Raw genomic sequence first — 26,293 nt, 5'->3', positions numbered from 1 at the left:
TCGCGGCCCTTTTTATCAGTTCACCTGTGGAACGGCAGGCAGATCATCAAGCCCGATAGCCCCTTCAACCTGATCGCTGCGGGCAATCAGGTAGAGGCCAAGCACAGAGGTCAGAGCGGCGATGAACACCAGATACCAGGCATGCGCCATCGGATTGACCGCCAGAAGCGAGGTTACGATCACCGGCGTCAGACCACCGAAAACCGCATAGGAAACATTGTAGGAAAACGACAGGCCCGAGAAGCGCACCGGCGCCGGAAATGCCCGCACCATCACATAAGGGGCCGCGCCAACCATGCCCACCGAAAGGCCCATCACTGCATAAAGCGCAAACAGAACAGGCAGAGAAACTGCCGCATAGGTGTAGAACACGAAAGTCGCAATACCGAAGAAAATACCAGCGACCGCAAAGAATCGGCCGCTGCCAATGCGATCAACGATCGCGCCGGCACTCACTGTTCCAAACATCAGAAACAACGTGCCGAAGCTCGTGGCGGCAAGCGACTGCAAAGGCGTGTAGCCATAAAGTTTTTGCAAGAAAGTTGCCGTCATCAGCGTGGTGACGACAATGCCAGCCGACAGAATCCAGGTCAGCAGCACAGAAATGATAACCCCATGCATGTGGTTGCGCAGAACGGTGCCAAGCGGCAGCTTGTCCTTGAGGAGATGACTGTTCTTCATCTCGGTGAAAATCGGGGTTTCAGCCAACCAGCGGCGCAGATAAACGGCGAATAGGCCAAAAATACCACCGATGAAGAATGGTATGCGCCAGGCGTAAGCAGCAAGTTCTTCCGGCGTGAAAATCCAGTTGATGGCGGTGGCGATCAGCGAGCCGATCATGATACCGAGTGTCAGGCCCGAGCAGAGGAAGCCGCACGCCATGCCAACACGATTGGCGGGGACATGCTCCGCCACAAAGGTCCATGCGCCGGGCACTTCGCCACCGATGGCAGCGCCCTGCAACATGCGGAAGATGATCAGCAGAATGGGCGCGCCAACGCCAAGCGTTGCATAGGTTGGCAGGCAGGCCATCGCCAAGGTCGAGATCGACATCAGAAATACCGAGAATGCAAACACGCGCTTGCGGCCAAATTTATCACCGAAATGCGCCAGCACGATGCCACCAATCGGACGCACCAGATAACCAGCAGCGAAGATGCCAAAAGTCTGGATCAGCACCAGCCAGTCAGGCATATCGGGCGGGAAAAACAAATGACCAATGACGCTCGCAAAAAACACGAAGATGATAAAATCATAAAACTCCAGCGCACCGCCCAATGCAGAAAGGCCAAGGGTGCGGAAATCCTGCCGGTTTAGCGGGCGGGGATTGGGGCTTGTATGGGAGTTTGTCGATGCCATCAATTCGTTCTCTTCTGACGGGTTTGCTGATGTGAAGCCCTCTTTATTGGGCCGGGGTTTAATGCGCCAATTGTGCCTTCGCTGCAAGGCTTGACTTTCAGCCCAAAAATCCCTTACTTAGAACTATTCTAAACTATGGATTTGAGAAATGATTAGTCGATTTTTCAGCAATGGCCGCCGCCCTTTTGAATCACTCTCCGAACAGGAGATCCTCGCCCTCGCCATTTCATCGGAGGAAGATGACGCACGCATCTATCTGGCCTACGCTGACGGCCTGCGTGATGAATTTCCGCAGTCGGCGAAAATCTTTGAACAAATGGCTGATGAAGAGCATCAGCATCGTGATGCGCTCATTGCGCGACACCGCGCCCGTTTTGGGGACAATATTCCGCTCATTCGCCGTGAACATGTCAGCGGATATTATGAGCGCAAACCCGACTGGCTTGTCCGCCCCCTGGGGATCGACAAGGTGCGTGACGCCGCAGCGCAAATGGAAGAGCAAGCCTACCGCTTTTATATTGAAGCTGCCAAACGTGTCACCGACGCGCAGACACGCCAACTGCTGGGCGACCTTGCACTGCAGGAAAAAAAGCACGAAGCAAAAGCTGAATCGCTTGAGAATGAACTCACACCGCACACCGTGCAGGACGAAGAACGCGCACTTGAGCGGAAACAGTTCATCCTGACCTATGTGCAGCCGGGTCTGGCTGGGTTGATGGATGGCTCGGTCTCCACTCTCGCGCCGATTTTTGCGGCAGCTTTCGCCACGCAGGATACATGGCAGACATTTCTCGTCGGCCTTTCGGCCTCGGTGGGTGCGGGTATTTCGATGGGCTTTACGGAAGCCGTGCATGATGATGGCAAGCTGTCAGGCCGTGGGTCACCGATCAAGCGCGGCATTTCCTGCGGCGTGATGACGACACTCGGCGGCCTTGGCCACACCCTGCCCTATCTCATCAAAGACTTCTGGACCGCGACAAGCATCGCAGCAATTCTTGTGTTCTTCGAACTCTGGGCCATCGCTTTCATCCAGAACCGCTATATGGAAACGCCATTCTTCCGCGCAGCCCTTCAGGTGGTGTTCGGTGGCGCGCTTGTGCTGGCTGCCGGCATATTGATTGGCAGTGCCTAGACCTCGGCCTTCTCACAAGAACGCGAAGCGGGTTCCAAAAACGCATCAATCGCAATACGCCCCTGCCGGGAAACAGTAACAAAACTGTTTGCCGGCACGGCCATCCAGTTTGCAGCATCCCCATCAAGTGGCTCCGATACAACGCATATACCAGACGCGCTGCCCAGCGTGGCCGTATAAAGCGTCGGCGCAAAGGCATCGGTGGCATAACGGATTGCATAAAGCTGATTGCCATCGGAGAAAGCCGCCGTCAGCCGCAGGAATGGCGGCACACCCGCGCGCACGGCGTCTTCAACAATTGTTGAAACCATGCGCTTCATGGCCAGAACAGGATCTCGATCAAGGCCAAACTCCAGCATCAGAAGAAAGATCAGCTCCGAATCAGTCGCGCCGTGTTTTTGCGCATAGACCTCGTCGCTCAGATGGCCTTCCAGCCTGCGCCGCAAACGGTCGAAATTGCCGATCTGTCCATTATGCATAAAGCTCCAGCGATCTGAAACGAAGGGGTGACAGTTGGAGCGGCTTGTCAATCCACCGGTTGATGCGCGGACATGGGCAAGAAAAAGGCGCGACCGGATCTGCCGCGCAAGACTGTGTAAGTTCTGATCGGACCAAGCGGGCAGAATATCCCGATAAAGCCCCGGCTCACTGCGCTCGCCATACCAGGCAACACCAAAACCGTCGCCATTGGTTCGTGTTTTTGCTTCATGCGCGTCGTGGCTCTGCGCCACGAGCGAATGACAGGGAGACGATATAATGTCTTCCAGATAGGTTTCAGGTCCAAGATAAGCGGCCCAACGACACATTTTCGATCCGGCGATTACCGGCCCCGGTTATGAGTTCGCTCATACAACTGGCGAACAATTGTGCTCGCAGTCTTCTCGAACAAAAATGGCAAAATTGCATGAATGAGGGCAGCAAAAGCTGCACAAAAAAGCTTGAACGAAAAACGACCAGCAAAGGCCATATGCTCAAAATAGGTTTCATCTACGGATTCAGGATGCTCCGTAAAAAGCCGTGTAATACGTGTTGTCATTGAAAATACTCCCGTCAACGAGCAATTTGTTCCCATTTATGCGGCGCAGAAGCGCCTTTCCGGAAAATCATTTTAGCAAAAGCAAACGAGATGAAATCTCAATTTATCCTTGATAATTTACATTTTATGAGACAATCATCCCAATATGAAGCTCACACTGGATGAAATTGATCGAAAAATCTTGAATGAGTTGCAAATTGACGGAACCCTATCCGTTGATTCTCTCTCAGAGCGCGTGCATCTTTCCCGCAATGCCTGCTGGCGGCGGGTCAAACGCATGGAAGATGAAGGCGTCATCAAGGCGCGTGTCGCTTTGGTCGATGCCGAAATGGCAGGTTGCGGCCTTTCCGTCTTCATTCTGGTTCGCACATCAAGCCACGACCCCGAGTGGCTGGGGAAATTTCGCAGCGCCACGGCCCGTTTTCCGGAAATCGTTGGCGTCTATCGCATGACCGGCGATCTCGACTATGTGCTCAAAGCGCGCGTTTCAGACGTCAAGGCTTATGACCGGCTCTATCAGCGGCTGATCGCAAGCGTTCCTTTGTCGGATGTGTCGGCTTCTTTCGTCATGGAAGAGATCAAGGAAACCACGGCTGTGCCGCTTGAACGGGATTAATTCTCCCGTGAAAGGCAGCTCATGGTGTAAAAGCATGATCCTGTGCCGCACTATCATTGCAAAACTAAAAATAGGCGGTACACCTTTGATGTGTTTTCACGTATGAGCGTCGCCAATTTAACTTCACGTAGGAAAGGCCCCCTCATGACAGCACCAACGCTCGGCATCATTCGCCTTGAACATGCGGAAAGCCTTGATCTCCCCGCTTATGAGACCTCCGGCTCGGCTGGCATGGATCTCCGCGCCGCTGTAGCAGAAGATCGCCAGATCGTGCTTCTGCCGGGACGCCGCACCCTGGTACCAACCGGCCTCATCTTTGAAATCCCGGAAGGCTATGAAGTGCAGATCCGCCCTCGCTCTGGCCTCGCCTTCAAGCATGGCATCACCTGCCTCAACACGCCGGGGACCATTGATTCCGACTATCGCGGCGAAGTGAAGGTGCTTCTTGTTAATCTCGGTGACGAAGACTTCCGCATCGAACGCGGTATGCGCATTGCACAGGCTGTGTTCGCGCCGGTCGTTCAGCCAAAAATTGAAGAGCGCTCACAGGTCAGCGAAACAGCTCGCGGTGCTGGCGGTTTCGGTTCAACCGGCACAGCCTGATAAATCGGGCATATAAAGTGAGAATAAGCCGGGGATCCCCGGCTTTTCTTTTATTGTTCACCCTTGGGTTAAATGATGATTCAAGCCACCCATTTTTGGGGCTATTAGGCGCATGACAAATAATTAAGATGAATTCCTGAATATGTAGACATAGATAACCAGCAAAGACTGGTTTGATATTGATTTTCAGAGGTTACCGGGTGCTCAAATCCAACGATTCACTTTCCACAGGTTCAAAGCAAAAGCGCGTAAAGCGCAATCGAAGCCGCTTCTGGCTTCTGCTGCCGATTGCTTTGATCGTACTGGGTGGTGGCTGGTATGTGCTGAGTGGGCGGGAATCCGGCAGCCAGCAAAGCGCTTATCTGGCTGAAACCGTGCAACGTGGAAATATCGAAGATTCGATAACAGCAGTTGGCAAACTCAACGCTTTGCGCAGCATCAATGTCGGCGCGCAGGTTTCGGGGCAGTTAAAAAGCGTGAAGGTTGAAGTTGGCGATGAAGTCAAACAAGGTGACTTGATTGCCGAAATCGACCCCTCCCCTTTTGAGAAAAAAGTAGAGATTTCCAGCGCCCAGCTCGATAATCTGAAAGCGCAGCTGTTAAGCAAACAGGCACAGCTTACGCTCAAGAAAGCCAATGCTGCCCGCCAGCGCTCGCTGCTCGCCACCCGCAACGCATCACAGTCGACGATTGATCAGGCTGATGCCGACCTGTCCATGGCCGAAGCCGATGTCAAAGCCCTGAGTGCGCAAATCCGCCAGCAGGAGGCACAGCTTGCAAGCGACAAGGTCGATCTTGGCTATACAAAAATTTACAGCCCTATGACCGGCACCGTCGTTGATCAGACCACCAAAGAGGGCGAAACGCTGAATGCCGTGCAGAGTGCACCGACCGTGGTAACGGTCGCAGACCTCAAAGTCATGACCGTGGAAGCCCAGGTTTCCGAAGCTGACATCAGCAGGCTGAAGCCCGGAATGCCAGTCTATTTCACACTTCTCGGCCAGCCGGACAAGCGTTTTACCGGCACGTTACGCCAGATCAAACCAACGCCTCAGACTGACAATAATGTCGTTCTTTATTATGCGCTGTTTGACGTTCCCAATCCAACCGGCGAACTCATGATCAATATGAGTGCACAGGTCTATTTCGTGCTCAATCACGCAGACAACGTGCTCATTGTTCCCACCGCAGCGCTTCACGCCAAGCCTGATGGTGCAGGCAAACCGCAGACGAGTGTTCAGGTCGTCGATCAAAATGGTTCGGTGGCCGAACGCACCGTTGAAGTCGGCGTTCGCAACCGCGTGCAGGCTGAAATTAAGAACGGTCTTGAAGAAGGCGACAAGGTCATCGTCACCTCAGCATCTGCAACCGCAGGCTCCAATGCACGTGGCCGCAGGTCCGGCGGTATGTTCTTCTAGAGCATTTCCAGCAAAAGTGCGAAGCGGTTTTGCGTGAGACAATGCTTAAAAACAAAGAGATAGAGCGGATCCTACGAGACCGTTAAAACAGGAGCGGCTCTAATGGAATCAGCGATGAATGACATGCCCCTCATCAGATTGCAGGATATTCGCAAAACTTATCACAATGGCGACCTTGCCGTTGAAGTGCTGCATGGCATCACGCTTGATATTCGTGCCGGTGAATTCGTGGCCATCAAGGGCGCTTCCGGTTCAGGCAAGTCGACGCTGATGAACATTCTGGGCTGTCTCGACAGCCCGAGCGGTGGTGAATATTGGCTTGAAGGTGAGGATGTCTCGACGCTTGATGCGGATGAGTTGGCCGCGCTGCGCCGCCGCACATTCGGCTTCGTGTTCCAAAGCTATAATCTCATTGCCACATCAACGGCTCAGGAAAATGTCGAGGTTCCGGCCATTTATGCCGGTATGCCGGCAGCAGAGCGTCATGCGCGTGCAGCCGAACTTTTGAATTCGCTCAAGCTTGGCGACCGACTGGACCATCGCCCCAATCAGCTCTCTGGCGGTCAGCAGCAGCGTGTTTCGATTGCGCGCGCACTGATGAATGGCGGACGCATCATTCTTGCCGATGAACCGACAGGTGCGCTCGACAGCCAGAGCGGCGAAGATGTGATGGCGCTGCTGCGCGCAATGCATGAACAGGGTCATACGATCATCGTGATCACCCATGCCCGCGAAGTGGCGGAGCGCGCAGACCGGCTGATCGAGATTCGTGATGGACAAATCCTGTCCGATACGCTCATGCGTGAAATGCCTGACAGTGATGCACCGCAGAACCTGCAGCAAATAGCGGCAAACAGTGCCGCAGGCATGGCCGATATTTCAGAAGCGGTCAAAATGGCGATGCGGGCCTTGCGCGCCAACATCTTCCGCACGGTGCTCACATTGCTTGGCATCATCATTGGGGTGAGTTCGGTTGTCACAATGCTTGCAATCGGCACAGGCGCACAAAATTCTATCCTGGATCGCATCAATGCGATGGGGACCGATCTGGTGCTTATCCGGCCATCCATGCCGGGGTTTCGCGGCTCCGGCTCGGTCGCAACGCTTGTTCCCGAAGACGCTGACGCCATCCTGCAATTGCCCAATGTGAAAACGGCCGTACCGGAAGTGACCGGCAGTGTGACATTGAGACGTGGAAATATTGATTATCAGTCACAGGCCAACGGCACTGTTCCGGCTTTCTCGACCGCAAAGTCATGGAAAATCGAAAGCGGCGACTTCATCACTGAACATGACATGGAGAGTTATGCGCCGGTTGCTGTGATTGGAAAGACTGTCGAGAAAACGCTGTTCCCAGATGGTTCAAACCCGATTGGCCAGTATATTCTGATCCAGAAAATACCGTTTCAGGTCATTGGCACGCTGGAATCAAAAGGCGCAGGCTTTGGGGGATCAGATCAGGACGACGTCGTGGTCGTACCGCTGACAACGGGCAATCTACGGCTTTTCGGCCAGAAATATGTGCGCACCATCACGGTTCAGGTGAAAGATTCTGACCTCATCAACACCACACAGGACCAGATTCAGGAATTGCTGGACCAGCGCCACAAACAGCGCGATACCATGATCACCAATATGTCCTCTATTCGTGATGATGCAGCGGCGATGGGGTCGACGCTGACCATATTTCTCGGATCTGTTGCAGCAATCTCACTGCTGGTTGGCGGCATTGGCGTGATGAACATCATGCTGGTCAGCGTGACCGAACGAACGCGCGAAATTGGTGTGCGCATGGCAACGGGCGCGCGCCGCCGCGATATTCTTTTGCAATTCATCACCGAAGCTCTGACCGTCTCGGCTATCGGAGGCGCTATCGGCGTCCTTGTGGGCCTGGGCGCCGCAACGCTTGCAGGTCTGGCCGGGCTGACGATCGGCTATAGCGCAGGTCCGGTTCTGCTGGCTTTTGCCTGTGCCTTTGCCACCGGCCTCGTGTTTGGCTTTCTGCCCGCCCGCAAAGCTTCACGATTGTTGCCTGCCGTTGCGCTTTCATCTGAATAAAACATTTCCAGCAAAAGTGCGTGAGCTTTTTGCGCGGGATAATACGCAAGAAAAATGGTTAAGAAATAAGGTTAAGTTGTATTTAACTTTTCATCTTTAGTCTCGCTCTTGAAATTCAGTTGCGACGCGTTTGCGGCGTAACAGCTTGATGGGACGCATAGATGAACGGCTTTATTAAAATTTTCTGCGCAAGCCTTGCTGTGTCGTTGTCCATAATGGCCTTCGCTCCGGCAGCTGTTGCGGCAGATTTTACTGAAGAGGTTCCAGAAGTAATCGTTACCCCGCCTGCGGTTGGTGGCTGGTATCTGCGCGGCGATATCGGGTATTCGTGGAACCGCTTTAAGCACGCCGATTACGCCACGTCCCCTTGCACCAGCAATTGTGGCAGTTCCGTATTTGAGAACAACACCATTTCGGGCGACCTCAAAGGCTCGTTCCTTATTGGTGGCGGTGTTGGCTATCAGGTGACGGATTATTTCCGCACGGATCTAACCCTCGACTATATGGCACGCTCTAAGTTTGCTGGCGAGCGTGACGAAAGCCACATGTCCGGCTTGTCGCTTCTGGCAAATGCCTATGTTGATCTGGGAAATTTTGCAGGCGTGACCCCTTATCTGGGCGCTGGCATCGGCGGCACGCGCGTGAAATGGGCGGATGTGGTCGATACGCAGAACAATGATGTCTATTCTGGTGATGCGAACTGGCGTTTCACCTATGCGCTGATGGCCGGCGCTTCGGTTGATCTCACACACAATCTCAAGCTTGATGCCGGATATCGATATCGTCATATCAACGGCGGAAAGATGTTTGAGGGCAACCCGACTATCGGCAACGGCTACGACAAGGGCATGAATGTGCACGATATACGCGTTGGCCTTCGCTATATGTTTGGCGGCTGATCATACAGAGCGCATTGATTGAACCAAAGACTCGGCAAGCCGGGTCTTTTTCTTTTTATGTCCTAAATTCCCATCCAAACCATACATAAGTTAGCAACTTAGCTATTTTTCGTTTTTAAAATTTCAAATTGCGCATAAAAGGCCGCATGAAATTCATGTTGTCTCAAAAATAAAAATTAGACTGTGCGCAGTCTGAAGGGAGAGAAATGAAAGCCCTCGTCGCTTTGTCAGATTTCGTCGGACGCTCCTTTGCTGTCTGGATACTCGTCTTTGCCGTGCTTGGCTTCCTGCTGCCATCGACGTTCAGCGTGTTTGCGCCATGGATCGTTGTGTTGCTTGGCATCATCATGTTTGGCATGGGTCTTACAATTTCGACCAAGGATTTTGCGGAAGTTGCAAAGCGGCCGTTTGAAGTGCTCATTGGTGTTGGGGCTCAATTCCTGATTATGCCGCTCCTTGCGGTTTTGTTGACCCGGATTATTCCGATGGGACCTGAGGTTGCTGCCGGTGTCATTCTTGTCGGCTGCTGTCCGGGTGGCACAGCCAGCAATGTTATGACCTATCTCAGCAAAGGAGATGTTGCGCTCAGTGTTGCCTGCACCAGTGTTACGACTTTGCTTGCTCCCCTCGTTACACCGTTTCTCGTGTGGTTCTTTGCCAGTCAGTATCTTCCGGTCGATGCGATGAGTATGTTTATCAGCATCCTCAAGGTTATTCTCGTACCGCTCGCGCTGGGCTTCATTCTGCAAAAGCTGATGCCTGGTCTTGTGAAGGCTGCGGTGCCGATGCTGCCACTGGTGTCGGTTATCGGTATCGTTTTGATTGTTGCAGCTGTGGTTGCCGTCAACAAAGCCGCGATCGCCCAGTCAGGTGCAATGATTTTCGCAGTTGTCGTGCTGCATAATGGTTTCGGTTTGCTGCTGGGATATTTCGCGGCCCGCGCAGCCGGTCTTTCGCTTGCCAAACGCAAGGCCATCAGTATTGAGGTTGGTATGCAGAACAGCGGTCTGGGTGCGGCGCTTGCGAATGCGCATTTCTCGCCTTTGGCGACCGTTCCGAGTGCTGTTTTCAGTGTGTGGCACAATGTTTCCGGTGCGCTCGTTGCAAGTATTTATAGGCGCATGCAAGATAAGCCATCCAGCAAATAACTTTTGAACAGTTGAACCCGCCGCGGCTGCCGTGGCGGGTTTTGTAAAAATATCTGCCACAGCATATTGTGAAAATCTTGCTTTCCGGTATTTTCATCAGCGGGCCACGCCTCCCCAACGAGGCGCGTGCTATCTGAGAGGATAGGAAACAAAATGACGACGATTGCGAAGCCGGCAGTTCGCCCGGCTAACCCTAATTTTTCTTCAGGTCCCTGTGCAAAACGTCCCGGCTGGTCGCTTCAAGCGCTTGCCGATGCGCCGCTTGGCCGCTCGCACCGCGCGAAAATCGGCAAGAACAAGCTCAAAGAAGCCATCGACCTTACCCGTGAAATTCTTGGCGTTCCAGCTGATTACCGCATAGGCATTGTTCCTGCATCGGATACAGGTGCGATGGAAATGGTGCTGTGGTCGATGCTTGGTGAGCGAGGCGTTGATATGGTCGCATGGGAAAGCTTCGGCGCCGGCTGGGTTACAGACGTGATCAAGCAGCTCAAGCTTGAAGACACCCGCACCTTTGTTGCACCCTATGGTGAGATTGTCGATTTTGCTGAAGTTGATTTCGACCGCGACGTGGTTTTCACATGGAATGGCACCACTTCGGGTGTGCGTGTGCCGAATGCCGATTTCATTCCGGCCAACCGCAAGGGTCTGAGCATTTGCGATGCGACCTCGGCTGCTTTTGCGCAGCGCCTTGATTTTGCAAAGCTTGATGTGGTGACATTCTCCTGGCAGAAAGTGCTGGGCGGTGAAGGCGCGCATGGTATGCTCATTCTTTCCCCACGCGCTGTTGAGCGTCTGGAGAGCTATAAGCCAGCATGGCCGTTGCCAAAGATCTTCCGCATGACGTCCGGCGGTAAGCTGATCGAAGGCATTTTCGTTGGCGAAACCATCAACACCCCTTCGATGCTCTGCGTTGAAGATTATCTTGATGCACTGAGCTGGGCGCGGTCCATCGGTGGCCTTGATGGTGTTGTCGAACGTGCGGATGCAAATTTTGCCGTGCTCAATGCCTTCGTTGAGAGAACGCCGTGGATTGCCAATCTGGCCAAAAAGCCAGAAACGCGCTCCAACACATCGATATGTCTGACAATTGTTGATCCGGAAGTAAGCGCACTTTCGGCGGATGCACAGGCAGCTTTTGCCAAGGGCATCGTCTCGTCTCTCGAAAAGGAAGGCGTTGCTTTCGATATCGGTTCTTATCGCGATGCGCCTTCTGGCCTTCGCATCTGGACGGGTGCGACGGTCGAGGCTTCTGATCTGGAAGCGCTGACGGCCTGGCTTGATTGGGCTTTTGCCACGCAGAAAGCTGCATTGAAAGCCGCTGCATAATCGCAAGCGATGCAGAGAGCTGTGGCCGGAGTTGGGACGGCCATAGCCCGCATCTTATTATCGTGCACATCCGAAATCCGAAGGAGGCCCTTATGGCACCTCGCGTACTCGTATCCGATAAATTGTCGCCGACTGCCGTTCAGATTTTCAAGGATCGCGGCGTTGAAGTTGATTACCTGCCAGAGCTTGGCAAAGACAAAGAAAAGCTGCTTGAAGTTATTGGTCAGTATGACGGCCTTGCCATTCGCTCTGCCACCAAGGCAACCGAAAAGCTGATTGCAGCAGCAAGCAAGCTCAAGGTCATTGGTCGCGCCGGTATTGGCGTGGACAATGTTGATATTCCAGCGGCCTCGCGCCGCGGTATTATTGTGATGAACACGCCTTTTGGCAATTCCATCACCACCGCCGAACATGCCATTGCATTGATGTTTGCAGTTGCGCGGCAGTTGCCAGAGGCAGACGTTTCCACCCGCGCTGGCAAGTGGGAAAAGAACCGCTTCATGGGCGTGGAAATTACCGGCAAAACGCTTGGTGTTGTGGGTTGCGGCAATATTGGCGCGGTTGTTGCTGCGCGCGCTATTGGTCTCAAGATGCATGTCGTTGCGTTCGATCCGTTTCTGTCGGAAGCACGGGCGCAGGAGCTTGGCGTCGAAAAGCTTGAGCTGGATGAACTTTTGGCACGCGCTGATTTCATCACGCTGCACACACCACTGACCGATAAAACGCGCGGCATCATCAATGCTGAGGCACTTGCGAAGACAAAGCCGGGCGTGCGCATTGTCAATTGTGCACGCGGCGGTCTGATCGTTGAAAAAGACTTAGTCGCAGCGCTGAAATCCGGTCATGTTGCCGGTGCCGGGATTGATGTCTTCGAAACCGAACCCGCCACAGAGAACGAATTGTTCAATCTGCCCAATGTGGTCTGCACACCGCATCTTGGTGCTTCCACGTCCGAAGCGCAGGAAAATGTGGCGATCCAGGTGGCCGAGCAGATGTCGGACTATCTGGTTAAAGGGGCAGTTTCCAACGCGATCAACATGCCTTCGATCACCGCAGAAGAAGCGCCGCGTCTTAGACCATTCATCAAGCTTGCAGAAGTTCTGGGGGCTTTTGTCGGTCAGGTGACGGACGAGCCTATTCAGGAAGTGGAAGTGCTTTTTGATGGCGCGACAGCCGCCATGAACACCCGTGCTCTGGTCAGTGCTGCTCTTGCTGGTCTGATCCGTCCGCAAGTGGCCGATGTGAATATGGTTTCGGCACCGATCATGGTGAAGGAACGCGGAATCATCGTTTCCGAGATCAAGCGCGACAAGTCCGGTATTTTTGACGGCTATATCAAGCTGACCGTGAAAACCACGGAACGTGAACGCTCGATTGCCGGCACCTGCTTTTCGGATGGCAAGGCCCGTTTCATCCAGATCAAGGGAATCAACCTTGATGCGGAAGTCGGTCCGCACATGCTTTATGTCACCAATGTCGACATTCCAGGCATGATCGGTCTGCTTGGAACGATCTGCGGCAAGCATAAAATCAACATCGCAAACTTCGCGCTCGGACGTGATCATCCAGGCGGCGATGCCATTGCGATGCTCTATGTCGATGACAAGATTCCACAGGCAGCACTTGACGAACTGATCGCTCAAGAGGCAATCAAGGCGGCAAGACCTTTGGAATTCAACATCGAGGAAGCTTGAGCGATATGGCAGACGGGATTGAACAGGCAGAATGGCGACGGATGCAGGCGCTGGATATTGCGGGTGTTACGTCTGTCGCCAACATTGTTCATCCCGATTTTTTCGAGGACGAGGCGGTCTTCCGGGACCGCTTCAAAATCTATCCGGCGGGTTGCTTTGTGCTGGTGCGTGGCGCTGAAATCCTCGGTTATGGCATCAGCCATCCATGGCAACTCGATTCGGTGCCTGCGCTGAATTCTGTTCTGGGCGAACTGCCCAAGGAAACCAGCACCTATTATATTCACGACATCGCCCTTTTGCCGGAGGTTCGCTCTGGTGGGCAGGCATCGCGTGTGGTCGACCTGATGGCCGCTCAGGCAGAGCGCGATGGTTTTGTCACCATGGCCTTAGTTGCAGTGAATGGTTCGCAGGGGTTCTGGGAGAAAAAAGGCTTTGTTACCCGCGACGTGCCAGCACTCGAAGAAAAGCTGAAAGGCTATTCGGATGAAGCGCTGTATATGGTCCGTGCAGGTTAGAGATCACAAATATACCCGCTCGGCTGGGTTGAGGACGCCTTTCGCACCAATATTTTCAATTTTTCCTTAGTTTCTTGCATGAAAGAGTCGCGCAAGCGGTATTCAGTCTGTATAGAGACGAGGGATCAGCACCTCGCGTTGCATATGTGAGGCTGCTTGCGATCCTTGGGTTTTTTTAAACGGCTGTATGCCGGACCGAGGAGTTTTCTCAATGGCGAATGTAGTTGTCGTCGGGTCGCAATGGGGCGACGAGGGCAAGGGAAAGATCGTGGACTGGTTGTCCGAACGCGCCGATGTCATCGTGCGCTATCAGGGCGGTCATAACGCGGGTCATACACTTGTTATCGATGGCGTCAGCTACAAGCTTTCGCTTCTTCCATCCGGCCTTGTGCGTGGCAAACTGAGCGTGATCGGTAATGGTGTTGTGGTTGACCCGCATCATTTCGTCATGGAAGTTGAAAAGCTGCGTGCGCAGGGGATCGAAATCACCCCTGACGTTCTGCGTATTGCAGAAAATGCACCGCTGATTCTGTCGGTTCACCGCGAACTCGACGCGATGCGCGAAGGGGCAACCGAAGGCCTTAAGATCGGCACCACCAAGCGTGGCATCGGCCCTGCATATGAAGACAAGGTTGGCCGTCGCGCGATCCGCGTAATCGATCTGACCGAGCCGGACACGTTAGAGCCAAAGGTTGAGCGCCTGCTTGCGCATCACAATCTGCTGCGCCGCGGCATGGGCCTTGAAGAAATTCCTGTTGCGACCATTCTTGAAGAGCTGACCTCGGTTGCGGACAAGATCCTTCCCTATATTGATCAGGTCTGGCGTGTTCTCGACGAACGCCGCAAGGCTGGCGACCGCATCCTTTTTGAAGGTGCGCAGGGCGCGCTGCTTGATAACGACCACGGCACCTATCCGTTCGTGACCTCTTCGAACACCGTTGCCGGTCAGGCCGCTGCTGGTTCGGGCCTTGGTCCAACAGCAATCGGTTATGTACTTGGCATCACCAAAGCTTACACGACCCGCGTTGGTGAAGGCCCGTTTCCGACCGAACTCAACGATGAAATCGGCGAATTCCTTGGCACCAAGGGCCATGAATTCGGCGTGGTGACGGGTCGTAAGCGTCGTTGCGGCTGGTTCGATGCGGTGATCGTTCGTCAGACGGTTCGCACTTCGGGCATTACCGGCATTGCACTGACCAAGCTCGACGTTCTCGACGGTCTTGAAGAAATCAAGATTTGCGTGGCTTACGAGCTTGATGGCAAGCGCATCGACTATCTGCCATCCTCGATGGGTGCGCAGGCGCGCGTCAAGCCGATCTATGAAACGCTGCCGGGCTGGTCGGAAACGACGGCAGGCGCACGTTCGTGGAACGATCTTCCGGCGCAGGCAGTCAAATATGTTCGTCACATTGAAGAACTGATCGGTGCTCCGGTTGCAATGCTTTCGACAAGCCCAGAACGCGAAGATACTATTCTTGTCACGGACCCGTTTCAGGACTAACTTATTTTCGTAGCAACATTATTCTGAAAAAATCCCCGGTTTGTCATCATGGCTGACCGGGGAATTTTTTAAGGTTTTTTTGCGATCATTTTGCAAGGCCTTGCTTAATCGTGCCGTAGACCTTTGCTTTCTATCGATTATTGTGATTATTGAGATATTTATTGCATTTCGTACTCGCGGAAACTGGGTAAGACGGCATGGCTGATTTTGTAGCGGTTCTGAAAAAGACAATCGATGCGCAGGCGGACAAATCGCCGGAGCTGCGCCAGCGCGTCTATGCAAAGGCACGTGCAACGATTGAACAGAAGCTTGTGACGGCTAATGCCTCGCAGTCCGTGGCTGTTCGCCAACGCAAAATTCTTGAAGATGCGATTGAAGAAGTCGAAGCTTTCTACGCGCCGCCTGCTTCGGTGCCTGCGCCCGAAGAGCCGCAGAGTGATGCACTCGAAGAGTTTCTGCACGAATCAACCCTTTCAGCCGCAACCTCTTCCTATGATGATGAGGTTCCGTTTTCGGCAGATCGCCGTGCCTCCGATAGTAATGGCGATGATGACGGTGATGCAGCGCCCGTATATGCGCGCCGTCCGGATGAATGGATTGTGGAACGTGATCGGGATGGTGAGGATGAGCCAGCCTCTTCGCGCCGCAGAGAATATGCCGATTCTGATGGTTCCGGGACAAAGCGTTCCTACACTGGTTTAATGATTGGGCTTGTCGCCCTTGTGGTGGTTGGTGCAGGCGGTTATGCGCTCTGGAGCAACAAGGACACGTTGCAGGAAATGGCCTCCAGCCTTGGCCGCAGCGATGCGCCTGCAAGCAGCGATACGACGACAGCGCCGTCAGATGCGAACACATCTCCGGCAGCCACCGAGCCGCAGCAGAATGCACAACAACCATCGTCTGAAAACCAGAAGATGACGCAGCGTCTGATGCCCGATGGCAGTGAAGTGGATAATGGCCCTTCGGGTGGTGATGCTGGCATTGGTGAGGGCAAGTCCACCGCCGCTTCAACGCCTGGTAATGAGCAGACAAACACGCAGAATCAGCCGCAGTCTCAGCAAGCCGTCGCTGTTGGCCAGCAGGCGCTTCTTTACGAAGAGCGCGGCGGAACAGAAACCGGCTCGGTCGAACGCGGAAATGTGGTCTGGTCTGAGATTGAAGAAAGCCCAAGCGAAGGCGAACCGGCAGCGCCTGCCATTCGCGCAACGGTGACGATGCCTGAAAGCAACGTCGAGCTGAAAATGACGATTCGCAAGAACACCGATCAATCCATTCCAGCCAGTCATCTGATTGAGATGGTGTTCACAGTGCCCGAGAATTTTGTTGGCGGAGCGATTGATAATGTTCAACGCATTACTTTTAAGGATACCGAGCAGGCCGCCGGCAATCCCCTGATCGCCGTACCGTCGAAGATTGCCGATAACTTCTTCATTATCTGGCTCAACGATGCAAAGACCGCGCAGGATACCAACCTTTCGCTGATGCGCCGTCTGCAATGGATCGACATTCCGATTTCTTATCGCAATGGTCGCCGCGCCTTGATCAGCCTGGAAAAAGGCGTTCCGGGCGAGAAGGTCTTCAATGACGTTCTGGGTGCCGGCTAAGACTTAAACCGGAATCAGAAAAGGCCGCTTGAAGCGGCCTTTTCTTTTACCCGATATTTCGTCCGGTTACTTCTTTTCAGAAAAAGCCTTAATCGCCTGAGCGACTTCGTTTGCAGCGGTTTCAGCATTGTCAAAACCGTTCAACTCAACGAGCTTTCGGCCTTCTGGCAGCTGCTTATAAACGCGGAAGAAGGCTTCAAGGCGCTGCTGCTCAATCTTAGGAAGGTCTGAAATTTCTTTGATGGTGTCATAGGTCGGGTCGATTTTTGAGGTCGGGACGGCCACAATCTTGTCGTCCTTTTCGCCGCCATCAATCATCTTGAGAACGCCAATTGGGCGAACCTTGATGATGGCGCCCGGAACGATCGGCTCACGGGTATAGATAAGGGCGTCGAGTGGATCGCCGTCGCCTGCCAGCGTGCTGGTGATCGAACCGTAATTGGCTGGGTAGACGACTGGCATCGACTGATAGCGATCAACCACGATGTGGCCGGTCTTGTCATCGATCTCGTATTTGGTGAAGCTACCCTGAGGGATTTCAATGGCAGTGTAGAATTCTTTTCCGTCCTGCTCTTTCTGAGGATAATCAAGATAAGAGACATATTCAGAAGCAGATACAGCGGTGGCAGCGCTCAGAGCAAACGTTGCAGCAAGCAGGAGCTTTTTCATTGGGAGACCTTCAGGCTTCGGTGAAATATGTACCGTTGCCTAAAGACATTCCATTACAGTTATTTGACAGATTCTTATTGATTGGATGACAGAAACGAAACTGCCGCAAAATGGAAAGATCCATTTGCGGCAGTAACAATCCGAATTTGTCAGGTTCAGGCGTGTGCATCCTCAACATGATTGAGTGCCTTTTGCTGTTTGAAAGCTGCAGCCTTGACTGCAGCCTGGACTTTTTCAAAAGCGCGCACTTCGATCTGACGCACGCGTTCGCGGCTGATTCCGAACTGGCCGGAAAGATCTTCCAGCGTCATTGGATCTTCCGAAAGGCGGCGTGCCTTAAAAATAAGCCGTTCGCGTTCGTTCAGTGTATCCATTGCCTGTTCAAGCAGCGAGCGGCGGCTGTCCAGCTCGTCCTGTTCGATCAGAACCTGCTCCTGGCTGCTGCTATCATCGACAAGCCAGTCCTGCCATTCACCCGATTCACCTTCGGCTGCGCGCAAAGGAGCGTTGAGCGAAGCATCGCCCGACAGACGGCGGTTCATCGAGACCACTTCGTCTTCACTGACCTGCAGTTTGGTTGCGATCTGTTTGACCTGATCCGGGTTGAGATCACCATCATCGAGCGCCTGAATCTTACTCTTCATCTTGCGCAGATTGAAAAACAGGCGCTTCTGATTGGCCGTCGTGCCCATCTTCACAAGACTCCACGAGCGCAGGATATATTCCTGGATCGAAGCCTTGATCCACCACATTGCATACGTGGCAAGACGGAAACCCCGTTCGGGTTCAAAACGCTTGACTGCCTGCATCAGGCCGACATTGCCTTCGGAAATAACTTCGCCGATTGGCAGGCCATAGCCGCGATAGCCCATGGCGATTTTTGCCACAAGACGCAGATGGCTTGTCACAAGCTTATGCGCAGCCTTGGGGTCAGCATGTTCATGATAACGCTTCGCCAGCATGTATTCTTCCTGTGGCTGAAGCATGGGAAAGCGGCGAATTTCTTCCAGATAACGGGTAAGCCCGCCGTCACCGGATGTAATACTTGGAAGACTAACCTGGGCCATAAAGCACCCTCCTTTATAATTTCAGGTTCCCGTCTGGCGAACCTGTCACGCTGGCTGCCTCCTGCACTTCCTGCGTGAACTTACATATATAGGTATGATTTTGGCGAAAACACGATCTTTAAACCCATGAAACAATGTGTCACTAGAATGTGAACGCCAGCCGAAATTCGCATGACGGCCGGCTGTTTCCGAGCCGGAATGATTGACAGGGCCCTATATAGAGTGCTGGCGGAAATTTTCCAGAAGCTGCTGCATATCTTCGGGCATGTCCGCTTCAAAACGCATCAGTTCTTCTGTTGTGGGGTGGGTGAAGGCAAGAAGCCTTGCGTGCAATGCCTGGCGTTGGAAGCCATTTACGGCATTTTTAAGCGGCTCTGGCAGCTTGTTGGCCTTGGTTTTGTAGGCGCCGCCATAATCCATATCGCCAACCAGTGGATGACCAATATGGGCCATGTGCACGCGGATCTGGTGTGTTCGGCCTGTTTCAAGACGGCATTCCACCAGCGAGGCAAGTGAGGTTGCATCCTCTTGCGGCGCAAATTTTTCAATTGTCGCATAATGGGTGACGGCATGACGGGCATCTTCACGCTCTTCATTGACGACAGCCTGCTTGGTGCGATCGCGATGCGAGCGTCCAAGATAGGCGTCGATATAGCCCTGGGGGCGCTCGGTCATGCCCCAGACAAGCGCGAGATACGCGCGTTCCAGATCGCCATTGCGGCCATGGTCGGCAAATTGCTCACTTAAATGCCGGTGGGCGTGATCGTTCTTGGCAACGACCATCACGCCGCTGGTGTCCTTATCCAGACGATGCACAATGCCCGGGCGGCGAACACCGCCGATGCCGGACAAGCTATCGCCACAATGGTATATCAAGGCATTGACCATTGTTCCCGTCCAGTTGCCATTGCCTGGGTGCACGACAAGCCCCGCGGGCTTATTGATGACAATAAGATCATCGTCCTCAAAGAGAATATCAAGTGGGATGTTCTCGCCTTGCGGATCGGCCGGTTCAGGCTCGGGCAGCACGACGGTAATCTTCATACCTTCGCGCAGCTTCTGCTTTGCGCTGCTGGCAGGAACACCATCGAGGGTCACATGGCCCTCAGCAATCAGGGACTGGACGCGACTGCGGGAGAGTTCCGGCCCCAATGCTGCGGCCAACCACTGGTCTAATCTCTTGCCCGTAGCATCCGTGTCGGCAATTAGTTCTTTCAATTGTCTCTTCCCTTCGTTATCACGCGCCACGCGGGTGCATGAACCGGAGTCATTTAATGCAGGATCCACACTATCCCAGATATCAGAATCAGCAGGATTCAGGATATCAGGACTATCAGCAGGGCTATTATCCGGACCAACAGCAACCGGAACCCCCGCTTGATCCGGCGATGGAGAAGGTCCGTCGCAAGATGATCCGTCTGCTTGCGGTTTCCATAGGTGTTATGTTGATTGGTCTTATGGCTGTGCTTGTCGCAGTTGTCTACAAGATCAATCGCGCACCGGAAACTCCGCCTGCGGCCGAGGCGCGTTCTGACATCCCTGGACAGGTTGCGGAACCTCTTAAGCCGGAGCCTCCAAAGCTGATTGAATCGCAGATTGAGCTTGCGCCGGGCACACGCTTGCTGTCGCAAAGCCTTTCCGGCGAGATGCTTTCCCTGGAAACGCTTCTGCCGGATGGCGGTACTGAACTCATTATTTATGACTATCGCGAATCACGAATTGTGGGGCGCGTTAAGCTTGGTAATGTAGAGTGAACGGGATTTCCGGGCGGCGGTTTTGCCGCCCATATCATTTCTAGATGCTGGTCTAGATACTGGCATTGCGCTTTTTCGCGGTCGAGGCTATATCAGCAACGACGATCCAAACTCCGCGCCCATCGTCTAGCGGTTAGGACGGCGCCCTCTCACGGCGCAAACAGGGGTTCGATTCCCCTTGGGCGTACCAGTCATCCCAAGTAATTGGCAGACACCAAAGCTGTTTGGAATATAAGCACGCAGGCGTTCAACAACGGGCATACGATATGCCAAAAGCAGAAAATGCCAGATAACCGGGCTAATACAATCTCGCTGCCCTTTAACGGTCGCTGCAATGCCAGCCACCCGTGGGGTCTGGGCAGCATTTAATCTGCTGCCCATCCCAATAATAATATTTACATTGTTCATCAGATGGTAAGTCAACTCCGGTCTCTGCCAAGCTGATGTTACCTGCAATTATTAGAATGGAGAAGGCCAGTAAGAATGAAGCATAATTTCCCATGACAGACCCATTTATAAATTAATTTTTATATAAACTATATTATGGAATTTATTTATTTTAATAAATATTAAACTAAGTAAACTTATTAAAAGCATATATTCCATATGGCGAAAACTGCAGTGCAATATACGGCACAATTCAAGGCATCGCGGCCATTCGCTATGCATAGCGCACTATTTTCAGGTTTTAATTGAGATAATGATTCAGCTTCCGCATATTCGGCTGATGTAATACAGATGCACCCAATTAATGCTGAAAGTATAACAAATTTACGCATTATAATTTCCTCCCATTTATTATTATTGTGCATCCATTTTCTTATTATAAATATATTATTTCAACGGCAATTTTTCATGAACAAAATATTGGGGTTGGGATAGCGGGATTATATGTCCAAGCGCAGATGCAAAGTGATTTGCTCTTGGTTCGATGTGAGATCAAACTTTATCATCGAAAAATGAGGATAGCTGGAGCAGAGCCATGAACGGACCGAAAAGGATTATCTCAGCAGTTTCGTTTGTCTTCATGGCGGCATTGCTGGCGGGTTGCATGGGCAGCCCGTACAATGATGGCTACCGGAATTACGAGCCGTCTTATGGCGGTTATTATGGTGGGTCTACAGTGGTTTATCGGTCTGGACCGAGATACAATTCAAGATATTATCGGGATGACCGGTACTATAAAGGGCGCCATTATCGTCGCGGCGACAATTATAACAGACCGCCGCAGCGTCCAGATGATAAACCGGGTGAACGCCCTGTTGCGAGACCGGCGCCGCCACAAAGCGAAACGAACGTACCGCAGGAAGCTTTGCGCAGGCTTATGCGGTCGAAACAGGAATAAGTTTCGGCATTCTGGGCGTCGTCTTGCGAGGCTAAAGCATGTTGCGGAAAAGTGGGAACCACCTTCGCGTGAAAATCAGTCCACCGGACTGATTTCTATTCCCGCTAGGATTTGAGAACGCCGTGCATCTAAACAAGAAGATAGAGCGAGCGTATTGCGTGCGGTTATGCGCGACGCGCTCCAATCGCTTGCCAGTCCTGAAAATTTTGCTTTAGGTTGCAAGCTGCCATGCAGAGCGTTGACCTGATCCGTCGAATTGTTACACGCCCAGCTTCATTGGTGGTATGCTTAAAAAAGAGCACAATGACCTGAACGGATAACTGTGCAGGTCTGGAACATTCCGCTCTTAAGCAAGAAAGTTTCCATCATGGCAAAAGGCCAAGTACGCAGCAATCGTGAAGTGCGCAAACCGAAGAAAGACAAATCAGCTTCTGCTGAAAAGGCATCTGGCCCCGCAATCGGGCGCTTCGCAACCCAGATCAAGGAAGCTGAAAAGCAGAAGAAGTAGTTGACAGAGACTGCTTGCCACATCTGTCTTTCCTAGAGCATGTCGCGGAAAAATGAGAACCGCCTTTGCGGGAAAATCAGTCCGCCGGGCTGATTTCTATTCCCGCTACGATCCGAGAACGACATGCGTGAAAACAAGGTAGGCGTGGATGTGCCTGCCTATTTGTATAATCCCCATAACGGAGTTTGGTATGATTGCAGCCTATATCGGATCTGCTGCGGTGAGTGCCGGTGTGTATCTTTTGTTGAAACGCAAGGCGCGAAAGACGCGGCTTATCATCTCCTGGAGCGTGTTTCTGGTTCTGTGCGCACTGTTCACCATCTGGTTCATCAACACCGGAGGGGAGTACGGAATTATGGGTAAAAACGGTATTAATCCCGATTGGGCGAGACAATAACACGCCAGTTTATTTGCTTGGATCCAGCCGGTTCGAATTGACCCTAATCAATGCATTTCTTCAGCAGATAATCGATTATAGCAGCATCGACAGGCAATTTTCTTGAGACGTTTTTACGAGGATGGACAAAAGTCGATAGTGCGTATCTATTTGTTGAAACTATACTGGAGGGGATTATGGGGACACGGCTTCAATTGGCATCGATCATAAGTTCGATTGCGTTTATCGTTTTGATCGGCATCGGCTTTATCGTAATCCTGACAGTGCCGGAGCTTTCACAGAATCCGGCCTATCCTATGATCTGGGCAGTGGTTATCAGTGCCATCATCACGCCCATCGTTGGCTGGATAATCGCGATTAAAATACTCAAGACGCGATAAGATCAATCTGCGTGGCGCTTTCCGATCCGCGTGAAATGCTGCGTCGGCAAACAGGGTTCACATCTGCACCATAACGTCTGGAACGTTGTAAAAATGGGCAGGGAACACAGTTTGTCGATTGATCAAACATGCGGATTACAAAATGGCTTGGGGAGATATTCTCTCTTCCAGTTGCAAAAATTTGCAACTGGCGCCTTGCGGGTGCATAATCAGGCCATGAGTGAATCGCACAAAAAACCCGATTATGAGCAGGAGCTGAGGCAGGCTGGTATCCGCATTACGCGGCCACGCCGCATCATCCTCAACATATTGACTGAAACGGAAGATCATCCGGATGCGCTGGAAATTTTCAGGCGCGCTGTTGAGGTTGATAATAGTATTTCATTATCAACCGTTTACAGAACTATGAAGCTGCTGGAGGAACTTGGGGCTATCCATCGCCATGCCTTCGCTGGCGGTCCATCGCGGTTTGAGCAGGCGAATGGGGCACATCATGACCACATCATCGATATGGATTCGGGGGAAGTGGTTGAGTTCAGCTCTGAAAAAATAGAAAAATTGCAGGAAGAAATCGCCCGGGCGCTCGGATATGAAATTGTGCATCACCGGCTCGAACTTTATTGTAAAAAAATCGAATCCTGACGGAACCAAACTTTTGGATATCCGTTCATGTTTTCGAGGACCACGATAAGCCCCGCAAGCGGTCCTCATTGGCCAACAACAATGTCCCCGTTTGAAGTTGGCTGTGAGAATGTCGCGCAGACGCCCCCCGTTATGTCGCCGACGTTCCGCATCTTTAAGGAAAGCCGTTGTGGTTCAAACCATGACGGCTTTTCTTTTATGAGTGGGGAAATGTGGGAAGGTCTTTCAGGCGTCGAATTGCTCTGCCGGAACGTGCAGGGAATAGACTGCACCTGAGCCATCAACGCGGTATTCTGCATGTCCGTTCACCGCTTGCGGCACAATGCGCTGCAGGACCGCACTGCCAAAGCGCGGGTCGTGCTGAAACACGTCCGGCATGGCCGGATTGGTTTCTTTCCAATAAAAGAGCAGTTCGTCTTCGCCTGCATCGGTCTGGAGAATTTTTGCAGAAATGATGACGCGGCCATAAGGAATCGATAATCCGCCAAAGGATGTTGCATTGACGATCAGCTCGTGCAGAGCAAGGCCGATATGCAGCGCTGCACCCGGAAACAAATAAGGGTTGTCGCCTTCAATGCTCAGCCGTTCATCATTGATATCGATATATTTTTCGATTTGGGACTGCACAAGATCGACAAATAAGGCACCGTGCCAGTTGGAATCGGTCACCAGATCCTGCGAATAGGACAGAGACTGAATGCGTCCGCGAAACTTGAGAAGAAAGTCATCGACAGAATCAGTGAAGCGCGCCGTTTGGCTGGCAATGCTCTGCACAATGGCGAGCAGATTTTTCGAGCGATGGCTCACTTCGCGCAACAGGGTTTTTAAAACTTGTTCGCGGCGTTTTAGTTCACTGATTTCCAGCGCCGTTGTAACAAGGCCAACAACGTTGCCATTTGCATCAAGATCACAATCAATGTGAAAGTCGATCCAGCGAAGCTTGTCGCCATCATTAATGGCCAGCTCAATATTTTGTGCCGTTCCGGTTTCGATTGCTGTGCGCTTTGCTTGTTCGAGCCTCGACATTGACGTCGAGAAAATAAAATCACAATCCCGTCCACCCGCTTTCCATTTCTCCTGCCAATAGCTGGGAATGTTCTCCCCCCAGGCATAAAGCATATCGGGCGTCTGGTAGAGCACGCAGATATTGCTGTTTCGCACAGCGCCCAGCAATGCGCGCAATCGTGACGCATCAGACTTTGTTTCGTTGAGGGGGGATGGGGTTAACGCGGCCATGAATGCCTCAATTACCATGCGTTGTAGAGTGAAAAGGAATGGGTGAATAACAAAAGCTTGGTTGATAAAAACAAGAAGCAACAGGCAATAATTTCAATAATTTTGGATCAACACTGTGATGAATAACCGCGCCGTTGACGAAGGTCGTGCAACGGCGCAATTTTTGCTGGCTGCCTTGCAAGGCGGTGAGCCGCCTTGCAAGAGCCGACAGGATTAAGCCTTGCGGATAGCCGAGGCGATCAAAGATATGACCAGCAGGGCGAGGAATACGAAGAAAAGAATCTGCGCTATACCCGCTGATGCGCCGGCAATACCGCCAAAGCCCAAAGCGCCTGCGACCAGCGCGACGACGAGAAAGACAAGAGCATAATAAAGCATTGTGGGTCTCCTTTTCATTGATTGAAAGGGAAACGTCTGATCGTTGCTTTTGGTTCCTCGAAATAGACAATTTGAAGGTCCAGACTGCAAATAAATCGCGCTTTTTAGCACATAGTTGTCAGTTTAACGCTGACACCCCCGCAAGAAGTCATTCTTTGCAGGGGTGTCACTTTGCGTCACATTTCCAGTTCAGGCTGCAACCTGAGCGGCTTCTTCAAAGAACAAAGCCTGGCTGATAAGCGCCTTGACCATGTCTGGATTAAACGGCTTGGTCACAAGGAAGGTCGGTTCAGGGCGCTCGCCGGTCAAGAGCCGCTCAGGGAACGCGGTGATGAAGATCACGGGGATTGTGCCATCCTGCAAAATCTCATTCACAGCATCAATGCCGGAACTGCCATCAGCCAATTGAATATCCGCAAGCACCATTCTCGGCTTTTCGCGGCTATAGAGCGCAAGCGCTTCATCCTTGGTGCGTGCAATGCCGACGACTTCATGGCCAAGACTCTCGACCATCTGTTCGATGTCCATCGCAATAAGCGGTTCATCTTCGATAATCATAATTCGCGTTGCCACCTGTTTCGAAATTTCTGTCGAAGCAGATGTCAAAATACGGCCGAATTCACGCTCATCGATTTCAAGAATTTCAGCGGCTTCCCGATCATTGAACCCTTCAACAGCGACGAGCAAAAAGGCCTGTCTCGGCAAAGGGGAAATATAAGAAAGATTTCGCGCTGCCTGCTTTTCCCATGCAAATTCAGAGGCAGGCTCCGGAATTTCGACAGAGGCCGTTTTATACAGATTGCAGAACAACCGATAAAGCGCGATCCGGTCTGCTGATGCAGGCGGGAAGATGCTGATGTCTGCGATCAATGCTTCCAATGTCGCAGCAACATAGGCGTCGCCTGATGCCTGCGAGCCTGTCAGAGCACGCGAAAAACGGCGGAGATAGGCAAGATGCGGCGCAATACGCGTCGATAACGTCATGGTTTTTGGACTCCTCATTGC

Annotated in this window: 27 protein-coding genes and 1 tRNA gene; 19 read left to right on the top strand and 9 right to left on the bottom strand. The window is 52.4% G+C overall.

The window, feature by feature from the left end:
• Positions 1–15: 15 nt before the first annotated feature.
• Entirely contained in the window at positions 16–1,359 is a 1,344-nt protein-coding gene (locus tag VBH83_RS13160; protein WP_265984760.1) for an MFS transporter, read from the bottom strand.
• Positions 1,360–1,507: 148 nt separating this feature from the next.
• Here VBH83_RS13160 and mbfA point away from each other — a divergent pair, with 148 nt between their 5' ends.
• Positions 1,508–2,491, top strand: a complete 984-nt coding sequence (gene mbfA / locus VBH83_RS13155) for an iron exporter MbfA (RefSeq protein ID WP_396998128.1) — start codon at positions 1,508–1,510, stop codon at positions 2,489–2,491.
• Here the strand turns inward: mbfA and VBH83_RS13150 are convergent.
• Both VBH83_RS13150 and VBH83_RS13145 read right to left on the bottom strand, forming a co-directional pair.
• The gene (locus tag VBH83_RS13150) at positions 2,488–3,297 is read right to left on the bottom strand and encodes a class II glutamine amidotransferase (RefSeq protein ID WP_265984762.1); all 810 of its coding nucleotides are present in this window, start codon (positions 3,295–3,297) and stop codon (positions 2,488–2,490) included. The two genes, mbfA and VBH83_RS13150, sit on opposite strands and share 4 nt — an antisense overlap.
• A gap of 14 nt (positions 3,298–3,311) precedes the next feature.
• Entirely contained in the window at positions 3,312–3,527 is a 216-nt protein-coding gene (locus VBH83_RS13145) for a DUF6356 family protein (RefSeq protein ID WP_140021890.1), read from the bottom strand.
• A gap of 145 nt (positions 3,528–3,672) precedes the next feature.
• Between VBH83_RS13145 and VBH83_RS13140 the strand changes: the two genes are divergently transcribed.
• From VBH83_RS13140 to VBH83_RS13090, 11 genes are all read left to right on the top strand, one after another.
• A complete protein-coding gene (locus VBH83_RS13140; protein ID WP_265984763.1) occupies positions 3,673–4,143 on the top strand; it encodes an Lrp/AsnC family transcriptional regulator in 471 nt (156 codons plus the stop codon).
• Between the two features lie 144 nt (positions 4,144–4,287).
• Positions 4,288–4,746, top strand: a complete 459-nt coding sequence (gene dut, locus VBH83_RS13135) for a dUTP diphosphatase (protein ID WP_265984764.1) — start codon at positions 4,288–4,290, stop codon at positions 4,744–4,746.
• Positions 4,747–4,946: 200 nt separating this feature from the next.
• Positions 4,947–6,164 carry an efflux RND transporter periplasmic adaptor subunit gene (locus VBH83_RS13130; RefSeq protein WP_265984765.1) on the top strand — a complete coding sequence of 406 codons (1,218 nt, stop codon included), beginning with the start codon at positions 4,947–4,949 and terminating at the stop codon, positions 6,162–6,164.
• A gap of 114 nt (positions 6,165–6,278) precedes the next feature.
• Positions 6,279–8,222, top strand: coding sequence for a MacB family efflux pump subunit (locus VBH83_RS13125; RefSeq protein WP_323054545.1), 1,944 nt, complete (start codon positions 6,279–6,281; stop codon positions 8,220–8,222).
• A gap of 161 nt (positions 8,223–8,383) precedes the next feature.
• On the top strand, positions 8,384–9,121 hold the full coding sequence (locus VBH83_RS13120) for an outer membrane protein (protein WP_265984767.1): 738 nt from the start codon (positions 8,384–8,386) through the stop codon (positions 9,119–9,121).
• A 206-nt stretch (positions 9,122–9,327) separates the two neighbouring features.
• On the top strand, positions 9,328–10,269 hold the full coding sequence (locus tag VBH83_RS13115) for a bile acid:sodium symporter family protein (RefSeq protein ID WP_396998124.1): 942 nt from the start codon (positions 9,328–9,330) through the stop codon (positions 10,267–10,269).
• Positions 10,270–10,422: 153 nt separating this feature from the next.
• Positions 10,423–11,598, top strand: coding sequence for a phosphoserine transaminase (locus VBH83_RS13110; RefSeq protein WP_265984769.1), 1,176 nt, complete (start codon positions 10,423–10,425; stop codon positions 11,596–11,598).
• 92 nt (positions 11,599–11,690) lie between these two features.
• Positions 11,691–13,292, top strand: coding sequence for a phosphoglycerate dehydrogenase (serA, locus tag VBH83_RS13105; protein WP_265984770.1), 1,602 nt, complete (start codon positions 11,691–11,693; stop codon positions 13,290–13,292).
• Between the two features lie 5 nt (positions 13,293–13,297).
• Positions 13,298–13,807, top strand: coding sequence for a GNAT family N-acetyltransferase (locus VBH83_RS13100; protein ID WP_265984771.1), 510 nt, complete (start codon positions 13,298–13,300; stop codon positions 13,805–13,807).
• A gap of 211 nt (positions 13,808–14,018) precedes the next feature.
• On the top strand, positions 14,019–15,308 hold the full coding sequence (locus VBH83_RS13095; RefSeq protein WP_265984772.1) for an adenylosuccinate synthase: 1,290 nt from the start codon (positions 14,019–14,021) through the stop codon (positions 15,306–15,308).
• 197 nt (positions 15,309–15,505) lie between these two features.
• Positions 15,506–16,912 carry a transcriptional regulator gene (locus VBH83_RS13090; RefSeq protein WP_265984773.1) on the top strand — a complete coding sequence of 469 codons (1,407 nt, stop codon included), beginning with the start codon at positions 15,506–15,508 and terminating at the stop codon, positions 16,910–16,912.
• 66 nt (positions 16,913–16,978) lie between these two features.
• Here the strand turns inward: VBH83_RS13090 and VBH83_RS13085 are convergent, their stop codons facing one another.
• From VBH83_RS13085 to VBH83_RS13075, 3 genes are all read right to left on the bottom strand, one after another.
• A complete protein-coding gene (locus tag VBH83_RS13085; RefSeq protein WP_265984774.1) occupies positions 16,979–17,581 on the bottom strand; it encodes an inorganic diphosphatase in 603 nt (200 codons plus the stop codon).
• 155 nt (positions 17,582–17,736) lie between these two features.
• A complete protein-coding gene (gene rpoH / locus VBH83_RS13080; protein WP_265984775.1) occupies positions 17,737–18,648 on the bottom strand; it encodes an RNA polymerase sigma factor RpoH in 912 nt (303 codons plus the stop codon).
• Positions 18,649–18,861: 213 nt separating this feature from the next.
• Positions 18,862–19,896, bottom strand: coding sequence for an RluA family pseudouridine synthase (locus VBH83_RS13075; protein WP_396998120.1), 1,035 nt, complete (start codon positions 19,894–19,896; stop codon positions 18,862–18,864).
• A gap of 26 nt (positions 19,897–19,922) precedes the next feature.
• On the opposite strand from VBH83_RS13075, the gene VBH83_RS13070 reads away from it, so the two are divergent.
• From VBH83_RS13070 to VBH83_RS13040, 7 genes are all read left to right on the top strand, one after another.
• Positions 19,923–20,402 (top strand): hypothetical protein, encoded by a 480-nt coding sequence (locus tag VBH83_RS13070; protein ID WP_265984777.1) that lies wholly within the window; start codon positions 19,923–19,925, stop codon positions 20,400–20,402.
• Positions 20,403–20,517: 115 nt separating this feature from the next.
• Positions 20,518–20,592: transfer RNA gene (locus tag VBH83_RS13065), tRNA-Glu, on the top strand.
• Positions 20,593–21,384: 792 nt separating this feature from the next.
• Positions 21,385–21,747 carry a hypothetical protein gene (locus VBH83_RS13060; RefSeq protein WP_396998118.1) on the top strand — a complete coding sequence of 121 codons (363 nt, stop codon included), beginning with the start codon at positions 21,385–21,387 and terminating at the stop codon, positions 21,745–21,747.
• 367 nt (positions 21,748–22,114) lie between these two features.
• Positions 22,115–22,255, top strand: a complete 141-nt coding sequence (locus tag VBH83_RS13055; RefSeq protein WP_265984779.1) for a hypothetical protein — start codon at positions 22,115–22,117, stop codon at positions 22,253–22,255.
• Between the two features lie 190 nt (positions 22,256–22,445).
• Complete coding sequence (locus VBH83_RS13050) at positions 22,446–22,652, top strand: hypothetical protein (protein ID WP_265984780.1); 207 nt, start codon at positions 22,446–22,448, stop codon at positions 22,650–22,652.
• A 176-nt stretch (positions 22,653–22,828) separates the two neighbouring features.
• Positions 22,829–23,032: a hypothetical protein gene (locus tag VBH83_RS13045; RefSeq protein WP_265984781.1), complete on the top strand. Its 204-nt coding sequence runs from the start codon at positions 22,829–22,831 to the stop codon at positions 23,030–23,032.
• A 216-nt stretch (positions 23,033–23,248) separates the two neighbouring features.
• On the top strand, positions 23,249–23,674 hold the full coding sequence (locus VBH83_RS13040) for a Fur family transcriptional regulator (RefSeq protein WP_265984953.1): 426 nt from the start codon (positions 23,249–23,251) through the stop codon (positions 23,672–23,674).
• 225 nt (positions 23,675–23,899) lie between these two features.
• On the opposite strand, the gene VBH83_RS13035 is transcribed toward VBH83_RS13040, so the two are convergent.
• The 3 genes from VBH83_RS13035 to VBH83_RS13025 all read right to left on the bottom strand — a co-directional run bounded on the left by VBH83_RS13035 (position 23,900) and on the right by VBH83_RS13025 (position 26,272).
• Positions 23,900–24,910 carry a sensor histidine kinase gene (locus tag VBH83_RS13035; RefSeq protein WP_265984782.1) on the bottom strand — a complete coding sequence of 337 codons (1,011 nt, stop codon included), beginning with the start codon at positions 24,908–24,910 and terminating at the stop codon, positions 23,900–23,902.
• A 213-nt stretch (positions 24,911–25,123) separates the two neighbouring features.
• Entirely contained in the window at positions 25,124–25,288 is a 165-nt protein-coding gene (locus VBH83_RS13030; RefSeq protein ID WP_006473348.1) for a DUF1328 domain-containing protein, read from the bottom strand.
• A 189-nt stretch (positions 25,289–25,477) separates the two neighbouring features.
• Positions 25,478–26,272 (bottom strand): response regulator, encoded by a 795-nt coding sequence (locus VBH83_RS13025; protein WP_396998114.1) that lies wholly within the window; start codon positions 26,270–26,272, stop codon positions 25,478–25,480.
• Positions 26,273–26,293: the final 21 nt, after the last annotated feature.

It is taken from the genome of Ochrobactrum sp. S1502_03, from assembly GCF_044435015.1.
Lineage (GTDB): Bacteria > Pseudomonadota > Alphaproteobacteria > Rhizobiales > Rhizobiaceae > Brucella > Brucella chromiisoli.
The sequence above is the reverse complement of the archived record's forward strand: the minus strand, read 5'-3'. Positions and strand labels throughout refer to the sequence as shown.

What these genes read in the sequence shown, in the direction of transcription:
- VBH83_RS13160 (WP_265984760.1), bottom strand. Translation starts at nt 1,359, where the DNA reads ATGGCATCGACAAACTCCCATACAAGCCCCAATCCCCGCCCGCTAAAC.
- mbfA (WP_396998128.1), top strand. Translation starts at nt 1,508, where the DNA reads ATGATTAGTCGATTTTTCAGCAATGGCCGCCGCCCTTTTGAATCACTC.
- VBH83_RS13150 (WP_265984762.1), bottom strand. Translation starts at nt 3,297, where the DNA reads ATGTGTCGTTGGGCCGCTTATCTTGGACCTGAAACCTATCTGGAAGAC.
- VBH83_RS13145 (WP_140021890.1), bottom strand. Translation starts at nt 3,527, where the DNA reads ATGACAACACGTATTACACGGCTTTTTACGGAGCATCCTGAATCCGTA.
- VBH83_RS13140 (WP_265984763.1), top strand. Translation starts at nt 3,673, where the DNA reads ATGAAGCTCACACTGGATGAAATTGATCGAAAAATCTTGAATGAGTTG.
- dut (WP_265984764.1), top strand. Translation starts at nt 4,288, where the DNA reads ATGACAGCACCAACGCTCGGCATCATTCGCCTTGAACATGCGGAAAGC.
- VBH83_RS13125 (WP_323054545.1), top strand. Translation starts at nt 6,279, where the DNA reads ATGAATGACATGCCCCTCATCAGATTGCAGGATATTCGCAAAACTTAT.
- VBH83_RS13120 (WP_265984767.1), top strand. Translation starts at nt 8,384, where the DNA reads ATGAACGGCTTTATTAAAATTTTCTGCGCAAGCCTTGCTGTGTCGTTG.
- VBH83_RS13115 (WP_396998124.1), top strand. Translation starts at nt 9,328, where the DNA reads ATGAAAGCCCTCGTCGCTTTGTCAGATTTCGTCGGACGCTCCTTTGCT.
- VBH83_RS13110 (WP_265984769.1), top strand. Translation starts at nt 10,423, where the DNA reads ATGACGACGATTGCGAAGCCGGCAGTTCGCCCGGCTAACCCTAATTTT.
- serA (WP_265984770.1), top strand. Translation starts at nt 11,691, where the DNA reads ATGGCACCTCGCGTACTCGTATCCGATAAATTGTCGCCGACTGCCGTT.
- VBH83_RS13100 (WP_265984771.1), top strand. Translation starts at nt 13,298, where the DNA reads ATGGCAGACGGGATTGAACAGGCAGAATGGCGACGGATGCAGGCGCTG.
- VBH83_RS13095 (WP_265984772.1), top strand. Translation starts at nt 14,019, where the DNA reads ATGGCGAATGTAGTTGTCGTCGGGTCGCAATGGGGCGACGAGGGCAAG.
- VBH83_RS13090 (WP_265984773.1), top strand. Translation starts at nt 15,506, where the DNA reads ATGGCTGATTTTGTAGCGGTTCTGAAAAAGACAATCGATGCGCAGGCG.
- VBH83_RS13085 (WP_265984774.1), bottom strand. Translation starts at nt 17,581, where the DNA reads ATGAAAAAGCTCCTGCTTGCTGCAACGTTTGCTCTGAGCGCTGCCACC.
- rpoH (WP_265984775.1), bottom strand. Translation starts at nt 18,648, where the DNA reads ATGGCCCAGGTTAGTCTTCCAAGTATTACATCCGGTGACGGCGGGCTT.
- VBH83_RS13070 (WP_265984777.1), top strand. Translation starts at nt 19,923, where the DNA reads ATGCAGGATCCACACTATCCCAGATATCAGAATCAGCAGGATTCAGGA.
- VBH83_RS13060 (WP_396998118.1), top strand. Translation starts at nt 21,385, where the DNA reads ATGAACGGACCGAAAAGGATTATCTCAGCAGTTTCGTTTGTCTTCATG.
- VBH83_RS13055 (WP_265984779.1), top strand. Translation starts at nt 22,115, where the DNA reads ATGGCAAAAGGCCAAGTACGCAGCAATCGTGAAGTGCGCAAACCGAAG.
- VBH83_RS13050 (WP_265984780.1), top strand. Translation starts at nt 22,446, where the DNA reads ATGATTGCAGCCTATATCGGATCTGCTGCGGTGAGTGCCGGTGTGTAT.
- VBH83_RS13045 (WP_265984781.1), top strand. Translation starts at nt 22,829, where the DNA reads ATGGGGACACGGCTTCAATTGGCATCGATCATAAGTTCGATTGCGTTT.
- VBH83_RS13040 (WP_265984953.1), top strand. Translation starts at nt 23,249, where the DNA reads ATGAGTGAATCGCACAAAAAACCCGATTATGAGCAGGAGCTGAGGCAG.
- VBH83_RS13035 (WP_265984782.1), bottom strand. Translation starts at nt 24,910, where the DNA reads ATGGCCGCGTTAACCCCATCCCCCCTCAACGAAACAAAGTCTGATGCG.
- VBH83_RS13030 (WP_006473348.1), bottom strand. Translation starts at nt 25,288, where the DNA reads ATGCTTTATTATGCTCTTGTCTTTCTCGTCGTCGCGCTGGTCGCAGGC.
- VBH83_RS13025 (WP_396998114.1), bottom strand. Translation starts at nt 26,272, where the DNA reads ATGACGTTATCGACGCGTATTGCGCCGCATCTTGCCTATCTCCGCCGT.